Here is an 18,097-nt window from a genome sequence, read left to right as displayed (position 1 = left end):
ACATTCGCTTACAAAAATACCGGTTTCCCGACACATCCCAGGTTCAATCATCGACTGAAATGGCGATGCGGCCAATGAGCCGGAACGATCAATTCAGGAAGGATGACATAATGAAAATGATCCAGGCGATAGTGCTCGCCCTTGCTCTCGGCGGCGCGGCGACGGCACAGGCGGAACAGCCGTTGCAACGCACTGATCTCATCAAGAATGATATCGATGTGGCCGGCCACGAGGCCGTTCAGGTGCGGGTCGATTTCGCCCCCGGCGTTCTCGCGCCGAAACACGCCCACCCCGGCGAGGAGATCGCCTTCGTCATCGAGGGAACGCTGGAATACCAGCTCGAAGGCAGACAGCCCGTGACCCTTCAAGCCGGCCAATCCCTGTTCATCCCCTCCGGCGTCGTCCACTCGGCCAAGAATATCGGCAGCGGCAAGGCTTCGGAACTGGCAACTTACATCGTCCGCCAAGGCGAGGCGCTGGTCGTGCCGGTCAAGTAACGCCAACTCAGATCGGGGCGCGCGGCAAGCGCCCGCCCCTTCGTTCCAACTAAGGATTATGCAGAAGCGCGCAGGCTGTTACTGCTGCTGCTGCGCCGGCGGTGGGGTGCCGATCTTTTCCAGAACCTTCTTGGCGAGCGCCGGGTCGCTCTGGGCGGCCGTCAGGATCGAAGAATATTCCTCGACGGAGATGTCGTTGGAGGCTTGGACGGTGTCGACCATCTGCTTCTTGGCTTCTTCCTGCAGCTTCTGCTTCGCAGCCTGGTCCTTGGTTGCGTCGATCTTGGCCGAATATTGCTGGCGGACCTTATCGACCTGCAGATAGGCAACGGCAAAGGCTTCCAGCTTCTGATCGCTGACCGGGGCGGCCGCACCGCTGCCGCCGCTCTGCCCCTGCATCGGCGCCTGGCCCTGTGCCGGCGGCTGGGCTTGCGCCTGGGCAAGCTCGGTCGCGGATGCCGAACTGAAGGCAAGCAGGCTGAACACCGCGGCGGTCATCGTTGCGAGGGATGTGTAACGAGTGATCATTTTCATTCCTTTTCCGGTGATTTGGACGGCAGCAAGGCCGCCTCGGTCGATCGCTCAGCGCTCAAAAAGGCTGGCGAGGCCGCGACGATGAAGCCGGAAAAGGGCTCGGTGCGGCGGTAATGGGGCCATTTTCTGACAATTGAGCGGCGACTTTGTGACCAAAACTCAACCCTACCGCGCAAACCTGCGCGCCCCGGCCACGCAGAGAATAACGGCAATCGTGACGGCAAGCATGATCCACGTGACCGGTTCGTGCAGCAGGGTTGCGGCAAGCGCCAGGCCGAAAAACGGCTGCAGCAGCTGCAGCTGGCCGACGGCGGCGATGCCGCCTTGCGACAGGCCGCGATACCAGAAGATGAAGCCGATCAGCATCGAGAACAGCGAGACATAGGCAAGACCGATGAGCGCCGGCGGTTCGATTCCCGCCAAGCTCGCCGGCCGGTAAAGAAATGCCACCGCGACCATCACCGGCAGCGACAGCACCAGTGCCCAGGAAATCACCTGCCAGCCGCCGAGCGTGCGCGACAGCCTGCCGCCTTCGGCATAACCGAGGCCGCAGACGACGATCGCCGCCAGCATCAACATGTCGCCGACCGGTGATGCCGTCAGGCCCTGCGTCAAGGCGAAGCCCGCCACCAGCGCGCTGCCGAGGCCGGAGAACAGCCAGAAGGCCGGCTTTGGCCGTTCTCCGCCGCGGATCACCCCGAAGATCGCCGTCGAGAGCGGCAGCAGGCCGATGAAGACGATGGAATGGGCCGAGGTGACATGCTGTAGCGCCAGCGCCGTCAGCAGCGGGAAGCCGACCACGACGCCGAGTGCCACGACGACAAGGGAGATGAGATCGCGTCGGCTCGGCCGCTTCTCGCGGAAGGCGATCAGCAGGCCGAGCGCCAGAATGCCGGCGATTGCTGCCCGCGCGACGGTCAGGAAGACCGGATCGAACTGCATCACCGCCACACGCGTGGCCGGCAGCGATCCGCTGAAGATCAGCACGCCGATAAAACCATTGATCCATCCCGATGCCATGCGGTCCATGATGCGCTGCACTCCTTGTCCTGCTGCCCCTTATCGGCCGATATCGCTGGTTATAACAGGGACAATCTGATACGGTTTTGCAAAACTGTTATGGTGCAGGAAGCAATACGGATGGATGAAGGCACAGGGGCGCGCACCCGCATCGACATGGTCGTCGCGACGATCCGCCAGCGCATCGCCGGGCGCAGCCTGACGCCGGGCGCCAAGCTGCCTTCCGTCCGGGGACTGGCGGCGGCGCTGAAGCTGTCGACATCGACCGTCGTCGACGCCTATGAGCGCCTCGTCGCCGAAGGCGCGATCCTGGCAAGGCCGGGTTCGGGATTCTACGTCGCCAATCAGGCAGCGCCTTTTGCCCTTGCCGAGGCCGGGCCAAAGCTCGATCGCGCCGTCGATCCCTTCTGGATATCGCGGCAATCGCTCGAGGCAGAGGAAAGCGACCTGAAACCCGGCTGCGGCTGGCTGCCGCCCGCGTGGCTGCCCGGGGAAGGCATGCGCCGCGGGCTGAGAACGCTTGCCCGCGCCGAGGGGGCCGCCCTTGCCGATTACGGCTCGCCGCTCGGCCTGCCGCAACTGCGCCAGCTGATTTCCAGGCGCATGGGCGAACGCGGGATCGAAGCCTCCCCCGATCAGATCATGCTGGCCGAGTCCGGCACCCAGGCAATCGATCTGCTCTGCCGTTTCCTGCTCGAACCCGGCGACACAGTGCTGGTCGACGATCCCTGCTATTTCAATTTCCACGCTTTGCTGCGTGCCCACCGGGCAAAGATCGTCAGCGTCCCCTATACGCCCTCCGGTCCCGATATCGCGCTGTTTGCTGAAGTCGTCGCAGAGCATCGGCCGCGGCTCTACATCACCAACTCAGCCATCCACAATCCGACAGGCGCAACGCTGTCCCCGGTGACGGCCCATCGGCTTCTGAAACTCGCCGAGCAGTTCGACCTCACCATCATCGAGGACGATATCTTCGCCGATTTCGAATATACGCCGGCGCCGCGCCTGGCGGCCTTCGACGGGCTCGAGCGGGTCATCCATATCGGCAGCTTTTCGAAGACGCTTTCGGCCTCGGCCCGCTGCGGCTTCGTTGCCGCAAAACCGGAATGGATCGACGGCCTGACCGACCTCAAGATCGCCACCTCCTTCGGCGGCGGCCGGCTGACGGCGGAGCTGGTGCTCAACGTCTTGAGCGACGGCGGCTACCGCAAACATGTGGAGACGCTCCGACAGCGGCTCTCCCGGGCGATGAGCGAGGTCTCGACGAGGCTGAAGGGCTTGGGGATAGTGCCATGGCTTGAGCCGCAGGCCGGAATGTTCCTGTGGTGCCGCCTGCCCGATGGCATCGATGCGGCCGACGTGGCGCGGGCCGCGCTGGAAAAGCGGATCGTGCTGGCGCCCGGCAATGCCTTCAGCCTGTCGCAATCGGCGACCAATTTCATGCGATTCAATGTGTCGCAGACGCTGGATACGCGGGTATTCGAGGTGCTGGGGGATGTGTTGAAGGTCGCACGATAAGGCTTGCAGCACCACCACCCATCAAAACGACCGATTGACCGCCTTGTCGTTTTCGAGGCGGGTCACGCAGCCTTCGAGCTTGGCGAGCAGCAGATCGAAATCGAGCGGCTTGGTCAGATAGTCCGCCGCGCCGCCACGAAGGCCGGCGAGCGTATTTTCCCGATCGGTCAGCGCCGTCAGCAGGATGAAGGGGATGTTGGAGAACTCGGGGTGGTTGATCTGAATTTCGGCCAGCAGCTGGTGGCCATCCATAACAGGCATGGAAACATCGCTGATGACGATGTCGGGCCATTTCGAAAGGATCATTTCCAGACCTTCGGCACCGTTCGAGGCCTCGAGCGTCTTGTAGCCGGCTTCGCCCAACTCTTCGACGAGGAGGTTCCGGATCTCGACTTCATCTTCTATGCACAGGACTGTAACCATAAGCTTTTCCCTAAGCTGCGACGTGTTGATCCGACAATAGAGAGCCTATTGGCAGACGAATGGTGAATGTTGTGCCCTTGCCGAGCGCGCTCGTCACCTCGACGGTGCCGCCATGCAGTTCGATGACCTGCTTGACGACATTGAGGCCGATGCCGGTTCCGGCAATGCCCGTCGCGCTGCGGGCGCGATAATAGGGCTGGAACAGTTTCGGCAGATCCTCCGCATCCATGCCGATGCCGCTGTCGGAGATGGCGATCTCCAGCGTCTTCTCGTCAGCTCGGGCGCGAACATGAATGTCGGGCGCGTTTGGCGAATATTTGACGGCGTTCGACATCAGGTTGGTGAACACCTGTTCCATCGCGCTGCGGTCGAACGTCAAGCTCTCGGGTATGGGCTCGAGATCGAGGTGGAACAGATGCGCACGACTGAGCTGGCGCTGTCTGTCGCAGCAGGTGACGAGCAAGGCTTTCAGATCGCCTTCGCTGCGCTTCAGGGTAATCCCGGTTTCGAGCCTGCCGCTGGCGAGGATGCTTTCCATCAGGTCGACCATGCGCACCACCGCGCTGCGGATCACGCCGGCTTTTTCGTGAACGTAATCGCCGCTGACATTGGTGGTCGAGCGGCAGAGCCGCTGCGCGGCGGCGTCGATGATGGCGAGCGGCGTGCGAAACTCGTGCGAGGCCATGGCGACGAACTGGCGCTGGAGCGCATTCACCTGGCGTTCGTGCACCAGCAGCCGGTCCAGCTCCTCTCTCTGCCGTTCGATCTCGGCCGTTCGATCGGCCACCATTTCTTCCAGGTGGTTGCGGTGGTGGGTGAGTTCGGCCTGGCTGTCCAGCAGGGTCAGCGAGGTGCGATGCAGACCGCGTCCGAGCCAGAAGACGACAGCGATCAGCAGCGCCAGGCAGCCAAGCCCAGCCGGCGCGATTTGTTGAAGCAGCATGAATCCGGGCAGGATCGGCGGCCAGACGAGATAGCCGATCGTGCCGCCGTCATGGGACGAGACCGGCACTTCGGCCCGCTCGCCGTTACTTTTCAGCGCGAAATGCAAGCCTTCGAGGCGCGCATAATGGGCGATGCTTTCGACGGCTTTTCCATCGATGAACTTGACCGAGACGGCAATGAACTCCTGGCCTGCGTCGATCTGCATTCTGGCCGAGCTCGGCAGAATGGGCCGCGCGCTTGCGATCGCCGGCCGATTGCCGATCATGATCGTGCGAACCGTCGCCAATTGACCAAGCGGTTTGGTGCCGGGCTTTGCAGCCTGCTCGACAAGAACTGCGCGCATCGCTCCGGCGAGCGCGGTCATTTCCTGGCTGTCGTCGCTGCCAAGCCGCGGCGGCACGGCGTCCGCGCCGTCGCGGAACGCAAACATCAGGCGATTGGTATCGTCAAAGATATAGGTCCTGTCGTGCCCGAAATACCGGCTCGTCCACAGGCCGACATTGTCGAGCAGCCATTCATGGTTCCGCTGCTTGGCATAAAGAAAGGCGTCGTCCCATTTGGCAATGCTCTCCTGTTCGCGGGGAAGCGCCGCGATCTGCTCTTCCAATCCTTGGCCGACAAAATCGGCCTGCCGGCGCAGCGAGAGATCATCGACCTTTATGGCGGCGAGCCACGCAAATCCGCACAGCAATACAGCCGCCGCGCAGGTGAGTGTCACCAAGACGAAGGTAATGTGGGATGTTAGCCTGACCTTCAATTCTGCAACCTTTTGATGGCGCCCGCTGCCGAGAAATTGACACGCAAAGGTTGACGGAGCGTGAATTATACGCTCCCCTGAAGTCCGCGGCAGGCCTCCGAAGGCAGTCGCGACTCGTCGAAGGAGAAGCGCATGGACGCCGCCGCATCGTCGGATACGTCAGGCATCAGGATCGAACCAATCGCTGCTGCCCATATCGACAGCTTTCATCGTGCGCTCGACGTCGTTGCGCGGGAGAAAAAATACCTGTCCATGCTGGAAGCAACGCCGCTGCCGGAGACACGCGCATTCGTGATGGGCATGATTGCAAAAGGCAATCCGCAATTCGTGGCTATCGCGCAAGACGAGGTCGTCGGCTGGTGCGACATCGACCGGCATTTCTTCCCGTCGCACGCCCATCGCGGCAAGCTTGGAATGGGGATCCTTCCCGCCTATCGCGGCCAGGGTCTTGGACGAAAGCTCATCGAGACGACGTTGAGAGCCGCGCAGGAGGCCGGCTTTATCAGGGTCGAACTCGATGTTTACCAGGACAATCTCCGGGCGCTCGCCCTCTATGAAAAAACGGGGTTCGTGCGCGAGGGCATAATCCGCCGCGCCGCGCGTATCGACGGCCGGTTCATCGATGCGATCGGCATGGCGCTTTTGTTCGAAGAGGATGGGCCAGCATAAATCGGAGTATCGTCAGCGTTTTTGGACAATAGCGCGGCAATCAATTGGATCGGCGCAGCGCTCAGAAACCTATCCTTAGGGGTCAGCGAACGGGCTTCTGATCGAGTGAATCGCGAACCTGGCAGCAGGCACGAACACTTTCGTCGTTTTAACGATCGGGCATTTGGCCGGTCCCACGGCATCCTCGGTGAGCTCCGCTCGGCGGAGCCGAGATGTGCGCAATCGGTTAAAGGGATTTCGAGCAAGCCGTGGGCACCGTTTAGGACGCCCCGCTCACGAAGTGATCATCGCGCTTCTTGGGAAACACGTCATGCCGTCAGGCTTCTTTCGCCCGGCCTGCTCCTATCGGGCGAAAGCCTCGAACGGATTGTCGTGGGTCAGGCGCATCAGGGTCCCGTCGTCCACGCCTCGCCGTCTTAACTCGGGCAGCAGGACCGTGGAAAGATGGGTGTAGGGCTTGGGTGTCCCGCCCATCGGCAGCGCCGGATCGTACCAGCCCCGGTCATGGCTCAACAACAGGCGGTCGCCGCAACCAGCCTCCAGCGCCCTGATCACCAGCTCGGCCACCTCGTCGTCCCCGGCCCGGCCGACATGGTCATACTCGATCCAGGCACCTCGCTGGGCAACGGCAAGATTATAGGCGAAGTCTTTTTCTTCCTGCGTGTGAATGGAGATGAACCTGTCGGCCCGATAGCCTTCCGCCTCGATGACATCGAGCTGATCCATGACGACCCGTCCCCTGATCGTATGACTGCCGATGACGGCGTCCGTCTGCGCCGCGGCGCGCGCCGCTGCCCGCAGGATTTTCGTCTCGAGCGCCGTCATGCCGTCATCACCGGCGCTGAGCTTGATCCAGCCTGCCTGGAACCCGATCTCGTCGATCTGCTCCGTCAGCTCGCGCAGCATCCACGCCTCCAGCTCCCGCTCGGACGCATGGCGGACCCATTCGGGAATCCAGGGTTCACGGTAATTGCCGGTGGGAACGACGATCGGAAAATCCGTCGCCAGTGATACGGCAAGATCGATATCCGCACGGCGTCCGACGCCGCCCGTCGAACATTCGACCAGTGCCGTGACCCCGAGCTTCTTGATGCGCTCGATTTCAGGCGCCATCAACCGAACCACGTCTTCGGTTTCTGCTTCCGCATAACCGGGCTGGTCGGGTGTCCTGAGGTCGACGAAGACGTGCTCGTGCGGCAGGATCATTCCAAGTTCGGGTTTGCTCTTGGGCCCGAGCGTCGTGCGCAGATATTTCAAAGTCTTCCCCCGGTCACGCCAGCTTTGCGTCCAGGCCGACACCGAAGCCTCGACACTGCCGCCAAACTAGATTGTCAGGTCAGGAAATCAATCGCTCACCCGATCGAAATTCTGACAACTGGGACATAGATGCCAACAATTTGGGAGCCGGTTTCTTGGCGCGCTGACTATCGCATGGGAGAGTTATGCCGCATCGGCCGCATCTACTTCGGCCGGCTGATGGCGCGGATCTTGCCGCTGCCGCCGCCACCGCAGAAGAAGCAGTCGCCGCCGTCGGATTCGAGGCCCGAGACACCGGTGCCTTCGGGCATGTCGAGCCGCTCCAGCACTTCTCCGGTTTCGGGGTCGATGCGCCTGACGTCGCTGTCGTCGCCCTCCCAGGTGCCGTGCCAGAGCTGGCCGTCGACCCAGGTGACGCCCGTCACGACGCGGTTGGATTCGATGGTGCGCAGGATCTTGCCGGTCTCCGGATCGATCTGATGGATCCTGCGGCCGCGGTGCTGGCCGACCCAGAGCGTGCCTTCGGCCCAGGCAAGGCCGGAATCGCCGCCATTGCCGGGCGCCGGGATCGTGGCCAGGATGCGGCCGGTCTTCGGGTCGACCTTGTGAATGACATCCTCGGCGATCTGGTAGAGAAACTCGCCGTCGAAGGCAGTTCCGGCATGAGACGCGACCTCAACCGAGCGCACCACCTCACCGCTTTCGGGATCAAGCGCGTTCAGCCTGTCACCCGAGGCAAACCAAATGTGCTCGCCGTCGAAGGTAACGCCATTGACGCGGTCAGTGCCAGGAAAAGGCCCATATTCACGCAGGATATTCGCAGCTGATTTTTTCATCTTTTCCTTCCCTATTACAATTCGGGCCATCCTAATCGCTCGGTAGCGGTCCGGGGAGTAACAAGATCGTCGGGAAACCCGACAGCGGCGGGCTCATCCAACGCCGTGCCCGCCCACGCCCCAGCGATTGCACCTTGCCGGCACCGGCCAGCGAATCCAGCGCGCGCTGCACGGTGCGGGAGCTGGCCCCGAGCGCGATCGCCAAAGCCGAACTCGACCATGCCTCTCCGTCGGCCAGAAACGCCAGCACCGCTCCATGAGACCCCTCGACGAGTGGCGCCAGAACGGCAATTTCCCCGGCGCCGCACGGCGAAAGCGCAAAACCGCGCTTCGTCGCCGAAACCTCCGCCAGTCCCCGCAGTTCAGCGCGCAGCCGGCCGATCTCGACCCGCAGCCGCGCGCGATGCGATTCATCGGCATGTTTGCCGCGGAAGGCGCGCGTTATTAGCGTGCCTCTTGCCGCATCCCCGGGCCAGGCTTCGGCCAGCGTGCGGGCAAGTGCAAACAGCACTGGCCGCGTCGCCAGCGAAACGGCGGCGCCCGCACTCCACATCACATGGCGGCAGGCATCGACGACAAGCGTGCCGGAGGAAAGCAGCGCCTCCACCTCGGCGAGCAGCAGCGGGTGTTCCTCTCCGTGCGACATCAGCCGTGCCGCCGGGGTGTCGAGCACCAGCGCGGCAGTTTCGACCTCCGCCGTCAAAGCGGGGATAGCGGCCGCGCGCGCCGCGAGCCTTGCCCGATCGAGGGCGCTGCGAGCTGCCTGCGTCTGCAGGCGCCGGACGGCGATGCCGGCCGTCACCAGCTCGTGGGCGGCCCGCAGCGCCGGCGGCAACGGTGTCGGATCGAGGGCTGCGAGCGCGCGCTCGGCCTCGTCGAGGCGGCCGATCAGCACCAGCCTGCGAATGGCGACGTTGCCCGCATGGGCGGCATTGATCCTGTCGCCATGCGCTTCCAGCACCCTGCGCGCCGCTTCCAACGCCTTCGGCGGCCAGATGAGATCACGCGAGACGAGTGCGATCTCGGCCTCGGCGACCACGCAACGCGCCCGCGCCACCGCCTCCCGCGGCCCGAAGGCGCGCGCCGCACTCTTCAACAGGGCCTTGGCGCGCGCGAGGTCGCCAAGCTGCGCCATCGCAATACCGCGCAGCGCAAGCGCCGGCGCATCGTCGCGCAGCGCCACCCGCTTCAGCGCGCCGAGCGCGTCACCCGTTGCCAGCGCCCGCGCCGCTGCTGTGATCAGCGAGTCCATTCAAATCCCGTCACACTTGTCACTCCCGCCATTTCGCTACCCGGCCGTAGTCTTCGTTCAACGGCCGCAACCGAGCCGGATGCTACGACGAGAGACAGGCAAAGGAGAAGACCCATGACGGCAATACCGAATGCGACGCGCCAGCAGTGGCTGGCAGCAAGGCTCGATCTGCTTAAGGAAGAAAAGGAACTGACACGGCGGAGCGACGCGCTGGCGGTCAAACGCCAGCAACTGCCCCGCGTCAGGATCGACAAGCAATACCGTTTCGACACCGAAGGCGGCGGTGCCTCGCTGAAGGATCTCTTCGGCGGGCGCTCGCAGCTTCTGATCTATCACTTCATGTTCGGGCCGGATTACAGTGCGGGATGCCCCTCCTGCTCCTCGATCGCCGACGGCTTCAACGGCGTCTTCGTCCATCTGGAAAACCACGACGTCGCCTTCTGGGCGGTCTCGCGGGCGCCGCTTGAAAAACTTGAGGCCTTCAAGCGGCGCATGGACTGGAGCTTTCCCTGGGCCTCCTCGGACGGCAGCGATTTCAACGCCGATTTCAGCGTCTGGTTCAGCGCCGAAGACCAGCGTCAGGGCGGTATAGAATATAACTATCGCCGCGAACCGCCCGCCCCCGAACCGGTCGCCGGCCAAATCGTGCAGCAATGGCAGCAGCCTAAGGGAGAAGGCCCGGTCGCCCAAATCGCCGCCATGACCGGCACCGATATCATGACCTACACCCGCGACCGCCCGGGCGTCAGCGCCTTCGAACTCATCGACGGCGCCGTCTACCACAGTTATTCCAGCTATGCGCGCGGGTTGGACGGCCTCTGGGGCATGTACCAATGGCTCGACCGCGCACCGAAGGGCCGCAACGAAACCGGAATCTGGTGGCGCCATCACGACCGGTACGGCAAGGAGTGATGCCGATGTTGCTTCAAACCCCTGAGAGAGGCGACGGCAAGGCTGCCCTCAACGCCGCCGAATGGCTGTCGCTGGCCGCCGCCGACGACGGATCCGCCGGTAAATCGAGCGGGAGCATGGCTAGCCCGACCGGCCGGATCGCCGCCCGCGCTGCCGACCGGCTGGCGCTCGCCGCCGCCCCGACGTTCGCGCTCATGGCGCTGCTGACGGTTGCGACCGGCAGCGCTGACATGATCTGCACCACGACGCCGGATAACTTCCCGATCGGCGGAATGGTACCGATGTATCTGCTGATGAGCGGCTTCCATCTGACGCCCTGGCTGCGGCTCGCCGCCGGCTGGCGGGCCTGAGTCTTCGATAATGACGCCGCCACATCTCTCCGTCATTCCGGTGGCCTCAGGGCTTTGCCCGAGGGATGTCACAGGAATGACGGAGATTGGGATGGCGTTCTCGCCGAACTTTCTGCTGAAGAGTCATGGCGGGGCGATAGGCTTGCCCGCTCAGCAGCACCGCCCCTCAGCCGTCTCCGGCATTATCTCCCTGCAGGCGGACCCAAGTTCACGCCCTCACCTCGATAAACCCGATCGGCCCGCCGGCAACATCATCATCGAAGACCGCGCACGAGAGCTTGCCGCCGAAGACGCAGGCGCTGTCGATGTTGGTGCGGTTTCCTGTCGTCACCGGGTTGGACAGTGACGGTGTATGGCCGTGGACGAGGTGTTTGCCCCAATAGTCTTCAGACAAACCGGGAGGAAACCGGATCCAAAGAAGATCGCCCGCACTCTGCTGTTCCAATGGAAATGCCGGGTCGACACCGGCATGGACGAAGATGCGATGCTGATCGACATGCAGCAACGGACGATCGGCCGCCCATCGCAGATGCTCGTGCGGAACCCTGCCGCCATAGGATATTTCGGTTTCCAGCCCGCCATTGCCGAGCCATTGGGCTCTGTTGTCGCTGTCGGCATAGGCAGCGGCCATCATATCTTCATGATTGCCTTTGAGGCAGATCCACGACCACTGGCCCCAGGGGCCGGCAATGATCCGGTCGAGGACACTTTTGCTGTCAGGCCCGCGATCGACATAGTCGCCAAGGAAGACGACCGTGCCTTCAGACGCATAAGCCTCGATCTGATCGATCATCCTGTTCAGCGGATCGACGCAGCCGTGAATATCGCCTATGGCGAATGTGTAGCGCATATCTCCCTTTTAGCGCCTGTCGTAAGCAAGGTGAAGTCAGGACCACCGCGGCGGATCTGAGAGAAATCTGACTCATTTCCCGGCACTTACAGCGATTGCCTCGCCTTTGGCTTGAGTTCGCATATGGACCGTCGCGAACGTCCGCCCGCCCACCCTCTCCTGTGACTGTCACAGAAAATGGCGTTGGGATGTTCACGCGATACGTTCACGGCTGGGCGGCAAGATAGCGCCTAAATGCCGGATAAGTGATACGCTACACCCACCCGCTTCCGATTGTCTTCCTGCCCAAAACTATGCCATGACCCATCCACCATAAGATGCAACGGAAAAGGCGCGACATGAAGAAGATCGGTTTCCTCTCGTTCGGGCACTGGACGCCCTCGCCTCAGTCGCAGACGCGCTCGGCGGCCGATGCGCTGCTGCAATCGATCGACCTTGCGGTCGCGGCCGAGGAGCTCGGAGCCGACGGGGCGTATTTCCGGGTGCATCATTTCGCCCGTCAGCTGGCCGCACCCTTCCCGCTGCTATCGGCCGTCGGCGCAAGAACCAGCCGGATCGAGATCGGCACCGCGGTCATCGACATGCGCTACGAGAACCCGCTTTATATGGCCGAGGATGCCGGTGCCGCCGATCTTATCGCCGGCGGCCGGTTGCAGCTCGGCATCAGCCGCGGCTCGCCGGAACAGGTGATCGATGGCTGGCGCCATTTCGGCTACGCTCCGCCCGAAGGCCAGAGCGAGGCAGACATGGCCCGCCACCACGCCGAAGTCTTTCTCGAGATCCTGCGCGGCGACGGTTTTGCCAAGCCAAACCCGCGGCCGATGTTTCCGAACCCGCCCGGCCTGCTGCGTCTCGAGCCGCATTCGGAGGGGCTGCGCGAGCGGATCTGGTGGGGCGCAAGCTCCAATGCCACCGCTGTCTGGGCGGCCAAGCTCGGCATGAACCTGCAGAGTTCGACGCTGAAGGACGACGAGACGGGAGAGCCGTTCCACGTCCAGCAGGCCGAGCAGATCCGCGCTTATCGCGAGGCGTGGAAGGCAGCCGGTCACACGCGACAGCCGCGCGTTTCGGTCAGCCGCAGCATCTTCGCACTGGTCGACGACCGCGATCGCGCCTATTTCGGCTATGGCAACGACGAGGACGACAAGATCGGTTTCATCGACGAGAAGACCCGGGCAATCTTCGGCCGCAGCTATGCCGCCGAACCCGACGTTCTGATCCGGCAGCTTGCCGAAGACGAGGCGATCGCCGAGGCCGACACGCTGCTGCTCACCGTCCCCAACCAGCTCGGCGTCGCCTACAACGCCCATGTCATCGAGGCAATTCTGACCCACGTCGCCCCGGCGCTTGGCTGGCGCTGACGCGCCGGCCGGTGGCACCGGGCGCTCACATCCGCCTGTATCGAGCGCGGAATTCGCGAGGACTGCAGCCCTCACGCTCGTGGAAGGCCCGTGAAAAATAGAATGGGTCATCCAGACCGATCATGGCGGCAACCGTTTCGATTTTTTCGTCGGTGGTTGCCAACAGCTGTTTGGCATGGTCCATGCGCGCCCGAAGCTGAAATGCCTTGGGCGGCAGCCCCGTTTCAAGCGTGAACCGCCGGCGCAATGTTGCCGGAGACATCCCGTGCTCGGCGGCAAAGGCGGAAAGGTCGAGCGGTTGCATCGCCCGCCGCCGTAGCGTTTCCACGATGCCGGCCATGTCGGGCCTTTCCCGGCGTTGATCCGCCACTCCAATTGCCTGTCTGGCGGCTGATATGACGATGCGATGCAGCATTAAAGCGGCCGACGCCTGCCCCAGGTGGGTATCGTCAAGCAGATCGGCGTGGAGCGTCCCGAAGAGCCGCGCCACCTCATCGAGGGGATGCAAGGCGACGACCGGATGTCGCTCGGCAATCATCCTCAGCCTGACGAAATCCCGCGTGAATGATCCTTCGAAAAGCGCCCAGCGCTCGTCCCAGCCGCCTTGGTCGGGAGCGTAGGAATGCGCGCGGTTGGGAAACAGCCAGAACAGGGCAGGCCCGGTCAGGCTGAGGCGACCGCTGGCGGCGGTTTCCAGCCAGCCCTGCCCGCGCTCCACCAACACGACGGCGAAACTCGGAAGTTTTCGGTCGGTCACCGCATGGCGGGCATGCTGCCTGCCGCTTCCGGTGACCGCCAGTCCGCCGGCTGCGCCAAGCGGCGTTCTGTAGATGGCTTCGGCGCTTCTCATGATGAGCGAAAAGTCCAGAGAGCTATTTCCTCTATGTCGGTTATCCCTGCAGATCAGCTATTTCTTGGCAAATCAATTCAAGCTGGAGAAGGCTGAAATGTCGATTACCGCCAAAGCCATGCAGAGCCGAACGCCGGAATTTCCCCTTGCCGCCCACGGCAAGACCTTGGCTGCGCAGCGGATGGGCTGGCTCACACCGACCGATCCCGCCATCGGCGTCGACGCCATCCGCCACCGCTACCAGAATGACGGCTATGTCTGGCTGAAAGGTCTTCTGCGGCGAGCCGATGTCATCGATTTCCGTGGCTGGGTCTTCGAACGCCTCGCGGTGACGGGACTGGTCGAGCCCGGCAGCGATTTTTCGCAAGGCATTGCGTCGGCCGCCAGCTTCGACTGGAGCTTGGCGGACCGGCGCCTGATGTCGCTTGTCCGCTCCGCCGCCTATGAAGGTTTTTGCGCGCAGCCACCGCTCACCCGCTTCATGGATGATTTCCTGCAAGGCATCTCCTATCTGCACAAGCGCAAGCTCATGCGTTTCACCCAGCCGGGATCGCCGACCGCCACACCCGCTCACTACGATCTCGTCTATCTCCGCGGCGGCACCAGCCGCCTGGTGACGGCCTGGATCCCGATCGGCGATATCCCTGCCGAGATGGGCGGCCTCGTCTACCTCGAAGGTTCGCACGCGCTGGGCGTCAAGATGGAGGCGGAGTTTCAGGCCGCAAGCGGCGATCTTTCCCCTGAGGAGCGGATCAGTGCCTATAACAGCCACATGAAGGAAGGCGGCTGGGTCTCGAAGGACCTCCCCGATATGGCGGAGCGCTTCGACACCCGCTGGCTCGCCACCGATTATGAGGCCGGCGACGTTGTGCTCCACTCGCCCTACATGATCCACGCCTCAACCACCAACCAGGACAGCAGCCGGCGGCTGCGCCTCTCCACCGACATAAGATATCAGAATGTCGACGACGAGATCGACGCCCGATGGAACAACCATTGGAGCCTCGGCGATATGCTGTAGCCCGGTTCCAGCGCCCCGATCGGCCGAATTCCGCCGCAGTGAATGCCAGCGCCGGCTGCGCATCAGGCTCGCTCTCCGGAGATCGGACCGGCTGCTGCCAACAGAACAGCGAAGCATCGGGACCTTACTGCCGCCGTGAGCGTTGATGGTCCGAGCCTTGAATCGGTTGCATGACTGACCGACTTATGGCTGGGACCGAACCGCTCGAGTTGCCTGATGCCGCGCACGAACCTGAACGACATCCTGATCTTCATGGCCGTCGTCGATGCCGGAAGTTTTATTGCCGGCGGCCAGGCCATGGGCCTGTCCCGCTCGGCGGCGGGAAAGGCCGTCATCCGCTTGGAAGACCGGCTCGGCACACGTCTGCTCAACCGCACGACGAGAACGCTGAGCCTGACCGATGAAGGGCGGGTATTCTACGAACGCGGCTTGCAGATCCTCGCCGCGGTCGACGAGGCGGAAGTGAGTGTGGGAGGCCGGAGCGACATGCCGCGCGGCGTTCTCAGACTAACGGTACCCGATGCCTTCGGGCGGCTCGTCGTGCTGCCCCTATTGGAAAAATATCTTCAGGCCTGGCCCGACATCCAGGTCGAAGTGAGCTTTACCAATCACCTCGCCGACATCATCGAGGAAGGCTTCGATCTGGCGATCCGGATCGGCGCCGCTGCGTCGGACTCCCGGCTGGCCTCGCGGGTGATCGCCACCTACGGTACGCGCCTCTGCGCCTCGCCGTCTTATCTCGCCGAGCGCGGCGAGCCGCGCGCAATCGACGATCTCGCAACCCACGACTGCCTGATTTTCGCCAGCCGCAATCAAAGGCAAGGCTGGCGTTTTCGCGGCAAGGGCAGTTCCTGGATCAAGGCGCAGGGACGCAGCCGCCTGAGGCTCGACAGCGCAGAGGCGATCCGCGACGCTGCCCTGGCGGGATTGGGCATCGCGCTCCTGCCCGATTTTCTCATCGCCGGCGATCTCGCCGCCGGGCGTCTTCGGCAAGTCCTGCCCGACCTTGAAGCCGATGATGCTAAGATCGTCACGCTCTATCCCGACAAGCGCCTGCTGGAACCGCGCATCAACCGGTTTATCGATCTGATGGTCGAGGCTTTGGGGCACGAGAGGTCGGGCGCGCGCTCATCGCCTTGATACGGAAGCACCGGCATCGGCAACCGCCCGGTCGAAACCGCGGAAACTTTTCAAGGCAAGGGGAAGCAGCGTTGCGACGAGATAGGCAAACCCGGTGAGCAGCAGCGCCGCGGCAAGACCGATCGTGCTGATCAGCGCGCCGCCGAGGAGACCGCCGAAGGGAATGAGGGCGAAACAGAGGGCGGTGTTCATGGCGATGACGCGGCCCGTCAGCGGCTTGGGGATGCGCTCGAAGATCACCGCCGCCAGGATCGGGTTGAGGAAGCCCGAGGCAAATCCCGCTATGGCCAGGGTTGTAAAGACAAGGCCGAGCGGCGCATCGAGCGCAGTCACGAGAAAACGCGGAAAGCCGGTCAACAGGAATGCCACGGTATAGACGATCAGGCGCGGCATCCGTTCGCCGATTACTGCGGTAATCGCCGCACCTGCGATCGATGCGCCGGCGAATGCCGCAAACATCGCTCCCAGCAGTTCCGGACCATGGCTGGATTCGCGTGTCCAGACAGGCAACAGCACGGCATGATAGGCTTGGTCCAGCAGATTGGTGATCGCCACCATGGCGACGATGCTGACGAGCACGGCATCGCCGCGCAGAAAGCGCCAGCCTTCGCCGAGATCATCGAGATAAGAAGCCCTTTCGGCCGGTCGGGCGCCGGATGCACCGGACGGCTGGGGTTTGCGCTGCATACTGGGGATGCCGACTGCAACGATCAGCGCGGCGGTAGCGAAGGTGGCGGCATTGACAAGGAGCGCCTGACCCGGGCCGATCAGGCCGATCAGCGCGCCGGCGCCGGCAGCGCCCGCCGTCGAGGCCAGCCGCTCAATGGCGCTGGCGACGCCGGTCCCCCGTTCGAGCGGCACATTGGCGAGCCGGGCGATGTCGGGAACCATCGCCTGCTTGGCGGCGTCGGAAGGCCCACGCAGCACGCCCATGGCAAAAACAATAGGCAGCAGCGCCGGCATGCCCAGCAGGCCGAAAAAATCGAGCAGCGGCACCAGCCCTACAACGGCCACCGAGGCGGTGTCGCAGGCAATGGCGATGCGCTTGGCGCCGACACGGTCGATCAGCGGCCCGCCGAGCGCCTTTGCAACGACATAGGGCAGCATCTCCAGCATAGCCGTCAGCCCTGTCAGGACAGGGCTGCCCGTCGTGCTCAACACCAGCCAGGGAATGGCGATGGTCGACAGCCGTGTGCCGGAAAGCGAACACGTCTCGGCAGCGGCGAGCGCCAGGAACGGCCCGCCCTTCCTCACGGCTCATCCTCCTCGTTTCGATGCGGAAGTCGGCCCGGATAGGGGAAGGCGTGCAGCATGACAAAGAAGGGCACCATGTCAGATTTCCGAGACGCCGCATCGCCGAGCGGCGGGGCAGCCCGCATCGCTTCCAGGATGATGTCGCGCAGCCGTTTCGTCAGCGCCTCGGCCTGGTCAGAGGTCATCGGAATAATGACGTCATCGGCAGCAGTCGCCTTGCGCCATTCGGCCGGCAGTTCGGCATATTCCTCCAGCGCCTGCTGCATCTGGCCGACCTGCAGCGAGAGAGCCGCCTGGTTGAAGGCGATGTCGAGATCCAGCGCCTCCCCCGCCGCTTGGTTCGCCGGCACCGAGGTCAGCTCGTGGCTGGCGCGCCACCAACGGTCGCGCCGGGAAGCATGCGGCGCCTCCTCGATGAAGCCGTATTGGGCGAGCTGGCGCAGGTGATAGCTCGTCGCGCCGCTGTTCAGGCCGAGCCGACCGGCCAACTGCGTCGCCGTGGCGGGTCCGTCGATCCTCAGCATGCCGAGCATCCGCAGCCGAACGGGATGCGCCAGGGCCTTCAGCGCGGTCGGTTCGGGCACGACCCGACTGACGGTGCGGGAGGCGGCGGCGTCTGCCGGAGACTTGGAGTGTGGATCTTTCATGGCT

19 protein-coding genes are annotated in these 18,097 nt (G+C 63.5%); 8 read left to right on the top strand and 11 right to left on the bottom strand.

The features are described from left to right. The first annotated feature begins 110 nt into the window (after positions 1-110). Complete coding sequence (locus FFM81_RS07845; protein WP_138385768.1) at positions 111-497, top strand: cupin domain-containing protein; 387 nt, start codon at positions 111-113, stop codon at positions 495-497. Positions 498-575: 78 nt separating this feature from the next. Here FFM81_RS07845 and FFM81_RS07840 read toward each other — a convergent pair whose 3' ends face one another. Next, positions 576-1,025 carry a DUF4168 domain-containing protein gene (locus FFM81_RS07840; protein ID WP_003564588.1) on the bottom strand — a complete coding sequence of 150 codons (450 nt, stop codon included), beginning with the start codon at positions 1,023-1,025 and terminating at the stop codon, positions 576-578. A gap of 171 nt (positions 1,026-1,196) precedes the next feature. Next, positions 1,197-2,060 carry a DMT family transporter gene (locus tag FFM81_RS07835; protein ID WP_138385767.1) on the bottom strand — a complete coding sequence of 288 codons (864 nt, stop codon included), beginning with the start codon at positions 2,058-2,060 and terminating at the stop codon, positions 1,197-1,199. Between the two features lie 90 nt (positions 2,061-2,150). Here FFM81_RS07835 and FFM81_RS07830 point away from each other — a divergent pair, with 90 nt between their 5' ends. Then, positions 2,151-3,569, top strand: coding sequence for an aminotransferase-like domain-containing protein (locus FFM81_RS07830; protein WP_138385766.1), 1,419 nt, complete (start codon positions 2,151-2,153; stop codon positions 3,567-3,569). Positions 3,570-3,590: 21 nt separating this feature from the next. Here FFM81_RS07830 and FFM81_RS07825 read toward each other — a convergent pair whose 3' ends face one another. Beyond that, positions 3,591-3,992, bottom strand: a complete 402-nt coding sequence (locus FFM81_RS07825; RefSeq protein WP_003564594.1) for a response regulator — start codon at positions 3,990-3,992, stop codon at positions 3,591-3,593. A gap of 10 nt (positions 3,993-4,002) precedes the next feature. Further along, on the bottom strand, positions 4,003-5,694 hold the full coding sequence (locus FFM81_RS07820; RefSeq protein WP_003564596.1) for a sensor histidine kinase: 1,692 nt from the start codon (positions 5,692-5,694) through the stop codon (positions 4,003-4,005). A gap of 132 nt (positions 5,695-5,826) precedes the next feature. On the opposite strand from FFM81_RS07820, the gene FFM81_RS07815 reads away from it, so the two are divergent. Continuing rightward, positions 5,827-6,363, top strand: coding sequence for a GNAT family N-acetyltransferase (locus tag FFM81_RS07815; RefSeq protein WP_003564598.1), 537 nt, complete (start codon positions 5,827-5,829; stop codon positions 6,361-6,363). A 342-nt stretch (positions 6,364-6,705) separates the two neighbouring features. On the opposite strand, the gene FFM81_RS07810 is transcribed toward FFM81_RS07815, so the two are convergent. The 3 genes from FFM81_RS07810 to FFM81_RS07800 all read right to left on the bottom strand — a co-directional run bounded on the left by FFM81_RS07810 (position 6,706) and on the right by FFM81_RS07800 (position 9,708). After that, on the bottom strand, positions 6,706-7,620 hold the full coding sequence (locus FFM81_RS07810) for a phosphotriesterase family protein (protein WP_025416528.1): 915 nt from the start codon (positions 7,618-7,620) through the stop codon (positions 6,706-6,708). A 203-nt stretch (positions 7,621-7,823) separates the two neighbouring features. Beyond that, positions 7,824-8,456, bottom strand: coding sequence for a Vgb family protein (locus tag FFM81_RS07805; protein WP_003564603.1), 633 nt, complete (start codon positions 8,454-8,456; stop codon positions 7,824-7,826). A gap of 31 nt (positions 8,457-8,487) precedes the next feature. Beyond that, on the bottom strand, positions 8,488-9,708 hold the full coding sequence (locus FFM81_RS07800) for a hypothetical protein (protein WP_003564605.1): 1,221 nt from the start codon (positions 9,706-9,708) through the stop codon (positions 8,488-8,490). Positions 9,709-9,822: 114 nt separating this feature from the next. Between FFM81_RS07800 and FFM81_RS07795 the strand changes: the two genes are divergently transcribed. Both FFM81_RS07795 and FFM81_RS07790 read left to right on the top strand, forming a co-directional pair. Next, positions 9,823-10,620 (top strand): DUF899 domain-containing protein, encoded by a 798-nt coding sequence (locus tag FFM81_RS07795; RefSeq protein WP_138385765.1) that lies wholly within the window; start codon positions 9,823-9,825, stop codon positions 10,618-10,620. A 5-nt stretch (positions 10,621-10,625) separates the two neighbouring features. Next, positions 10,626-10,970 (top strand): hypothetical protein, encoded by a 345-nt coding sequence (locus FFM81_RS07790; protein ID WP_138385764.1) that lies wholly within the window; start codon positions 10,626-10,628, stop codon positions 10,968-10,970. A gap of 208 nt (positions 10,971-11,178) precedes the next feature. Here FFM81_RS07790 and FFM81_RS07785 read toward each other — a convergent pair whose 3' ends face one another. Next, positions 11,179-11,820 carry a metallophosphoesterase family protein gene (locus tag FFM81_RS07785; protein WP_025416531.1) on the bottom strand — a complete coding sequence of 214 codons (642 nt, stop codon included), beginning with the start codon at positions 11,818-11,820 and terminating at the stop codon, positions 11,179-11,181. A 338-nt stretch (positions 11,821-12,158) separates the two neighbouring features. On the opposite strand from FFM81_RS07785, the gene FFM81_RS07780 reads away from it, so the two are divergent. Beyond that, positions 12,159-13,181 (top strand): LLM class flavin-dependent oxidoreductase, encoded by a 1,023-nt coding sequence (locus tag FFM81_RS07780; RefSeq protein WP_003564612.1) that lies wholly within the window; start codon positions 12,159-12,161, stop codon positions 13,179-13,181. Positions 13,182-13,206: 25 nt separating this feature from the next. On the opposite strand, the gene FFM81_RS07775 is transcribed toward FFM81_RS07780, so the two are convergent. After that, complete coding sequence (locus tag FFM81_RS07775) at positions 13,207-14,031, bottom strand: helix-turn-helix transcriptional regulator (RefSeq protein ID WP_138385763.1); 825 nt, start codon at positions 14,029-14,031, stop codon at positions 13,207-13,209. Positions 14,032-14,128: 97 nt separating this feature from the next. Between FFM81_RS07775 and FFM81_RS07770 the strand changes: the two genes are divergently transcribed. Beyond that, on the top strand, positions 14,129-15,052 hold the full coding sequence (locus FFM81_RS07770; RefSeq protein WP_138385762.1) for a phytanoyl-CoA dioxygenase family protein: 924 nt from the start codon (positions 14,129-14,131) through the stop codon (positions 15,050-15,052). 216 nt (positions 15,053-15,268) lie between these two features. Beyond that, complete coding sequence (locus FFM81_RS07765) at positions 15,269-16,192, top strand: LysR family transcriptional regulator (protein WP_025416534.1); 924 nt, start codon at positions 15,269-15,271, stop codon at positions 16,190-16,192. Here FFM81_RS07765 and FFM81_RS07760 read toward each other — a convergent pair. Both FFM81_RS07760 and FFM81_RS07755 read right to left on the bottom strand, forming a co-directional pair. Further along, positions 16,181-17,446, bottom strand: coding sequence for an MFS transporter (locus tag FFM81_RS07760; RefSeq protein ID WP_138385761.1), 1,266 nt, complete (start codon positions 17,444-17,446; stop codon positions 16,181-16,183). The genes FFM81_RS07765 and FFM81_RS07760 overlap by 12 nt on opposite strands. After that, entirely contained in the window at positions 17,443-18,093 is a 651-nt protein-coding gene (locus tag FFM81_RS07755; protein ID WP_097534201.1) for an ArsR/SmtB family transcription factor, read from the bottom strand. The genes FFM81_RS07760 and FFM81_RS07755 overlap by 4 nt, the downstream gene beginning before the upstream one ends. Between the last annotated feature and the right edge of the window lie 4 nt (positions 18,094-18,097).

The sequence above is a fragment of the Rhizobium hidalgonense genome (genome assembly GCF_005862185.2).
GTDB classification, from domain to species: Bacteria; Pseudomonadota; Alphaproteobacteria; order Rhizobiales; family Rhizobiaceae; genus Rhizobium; species Rhizobium hidalgonense.
The sequence above is the reverse complement of the archived record's forward strand: the minus strand, read 5'-3'. Positions and strand labels throughout refer to the sequence as shown.

Bases quoted from the DNA above. Each gene is read 5' to 3' on its own strand.
- FFM81_RS07845 (WP_138385768.1), top strand. From the start codon at position 111: ATGAAAATGATCCAGGCGATAGTGCTCGCCCTTGCTCTCGGCGGCGCG.
- FFM81_RS07840 (WP_003564588.1), bottom strand. From the start codon at position 1,025: ATGATCACTCGTTACACATCCCTCGCAACGATGACCGCCGCGGTGTTC.
- FFM81_RS07835 (WP_138385767.1), bottom strand. From the start codon at position 2,060: ATGGACCGCATGGCATCGGGATGGATCAATGGTTTTATCGGCGTGCTG.
- FFM81_RS07830 (WP_138385766.1), top strand. From the start codon at position 2,151: ATGGTGCAGGAAGCAATACGGATGGATGAAGGCACAGGGGCGCGCACC.
- FFM81_RS07825 (WP_003564594.1), bottom strand. From the start codon at position 3,992: ATGGTTACAGTCCTGTGCATAGAAGATGAAGTCGAGATCCGGAACCTC.
- FFM81_RS07815 (WP_003564598.1), top strand. From the start codon at position 5,827: ATGGACGCCGCCGCATCGTCGGATACGTCAGGCATCAGGATCGAACCA.
- FFM81_RS07805 (WP_003564603.1), bottom strand. From the start codon at position 8,456: ATGAAAAAATCAGCTGCGAATATCCTGCGTGAATATGGGCCTTTTCCT.
- FFM81_RS07800 (WP_003564605.1), bottom strand. From the start codon at position 9,708: ATGGACTCGCTGATCACAGCAGCGGCGCGGGCGCTGGCAACGGGTGAC.
- FFM81_RS07795 (WP_138385765.1), top strand. From the start codon at position 9,823: ATGACGGCAATACCGAATGCGACGCGCCAGCAGTGGCTGGCAGCAAGG.
- FFM81_RS07790 (WP_138385764.1), top strand. From the start codon at position 10,626: ATGTTGCTTCAAACCCCTGAGAGAGGCGACGGCAAGGCTGCCCTCAAC.
- FFM81_RS07785 (WP_025416531.1), bottom strand. From the start codon at position 11,820: ATGCGCTACACATTCGCCATAGGCGATATTCACGGCTGCGTCGATCCG.
- FFM81_RS07780 (WP_003564612.1), top strand. From the start codon at position 12,159: ATGAAGAAGATCGGTTTCCTCTCGTTCGGGCACTGGACGCCCTCGCCT.
- FFM81_RS07775 (WP_138385763.1), bottom strand. From the start codon at position 14,031: ATGAGAAGCGCCGAAGCCATCTACAGAACGCCGCTTGGCGCAGCCGGC.
- FFM81_RS07770 (WP_138385762.1), top strand. From the start codon at position 14,129: ATGTCGATTACCGCCAAAGCCATGCAGAGCCGAACGCCGGAATTTCCC.
- FFM81_RS07765 (WP_025416534.1), top strand. From the start codon at position 15,269: ATGCCGCGCACGAACCTGAACGACATCCTGATCTTCATGGCCGTCGTC.
- FFM81_RS07755 (WP_097534201.1), bottom strand. From the start codon at position 18,093: ATGAAAGATCCACACTCCAAGTCTCCGGCAGACGCCGCCGCCTCCCGC.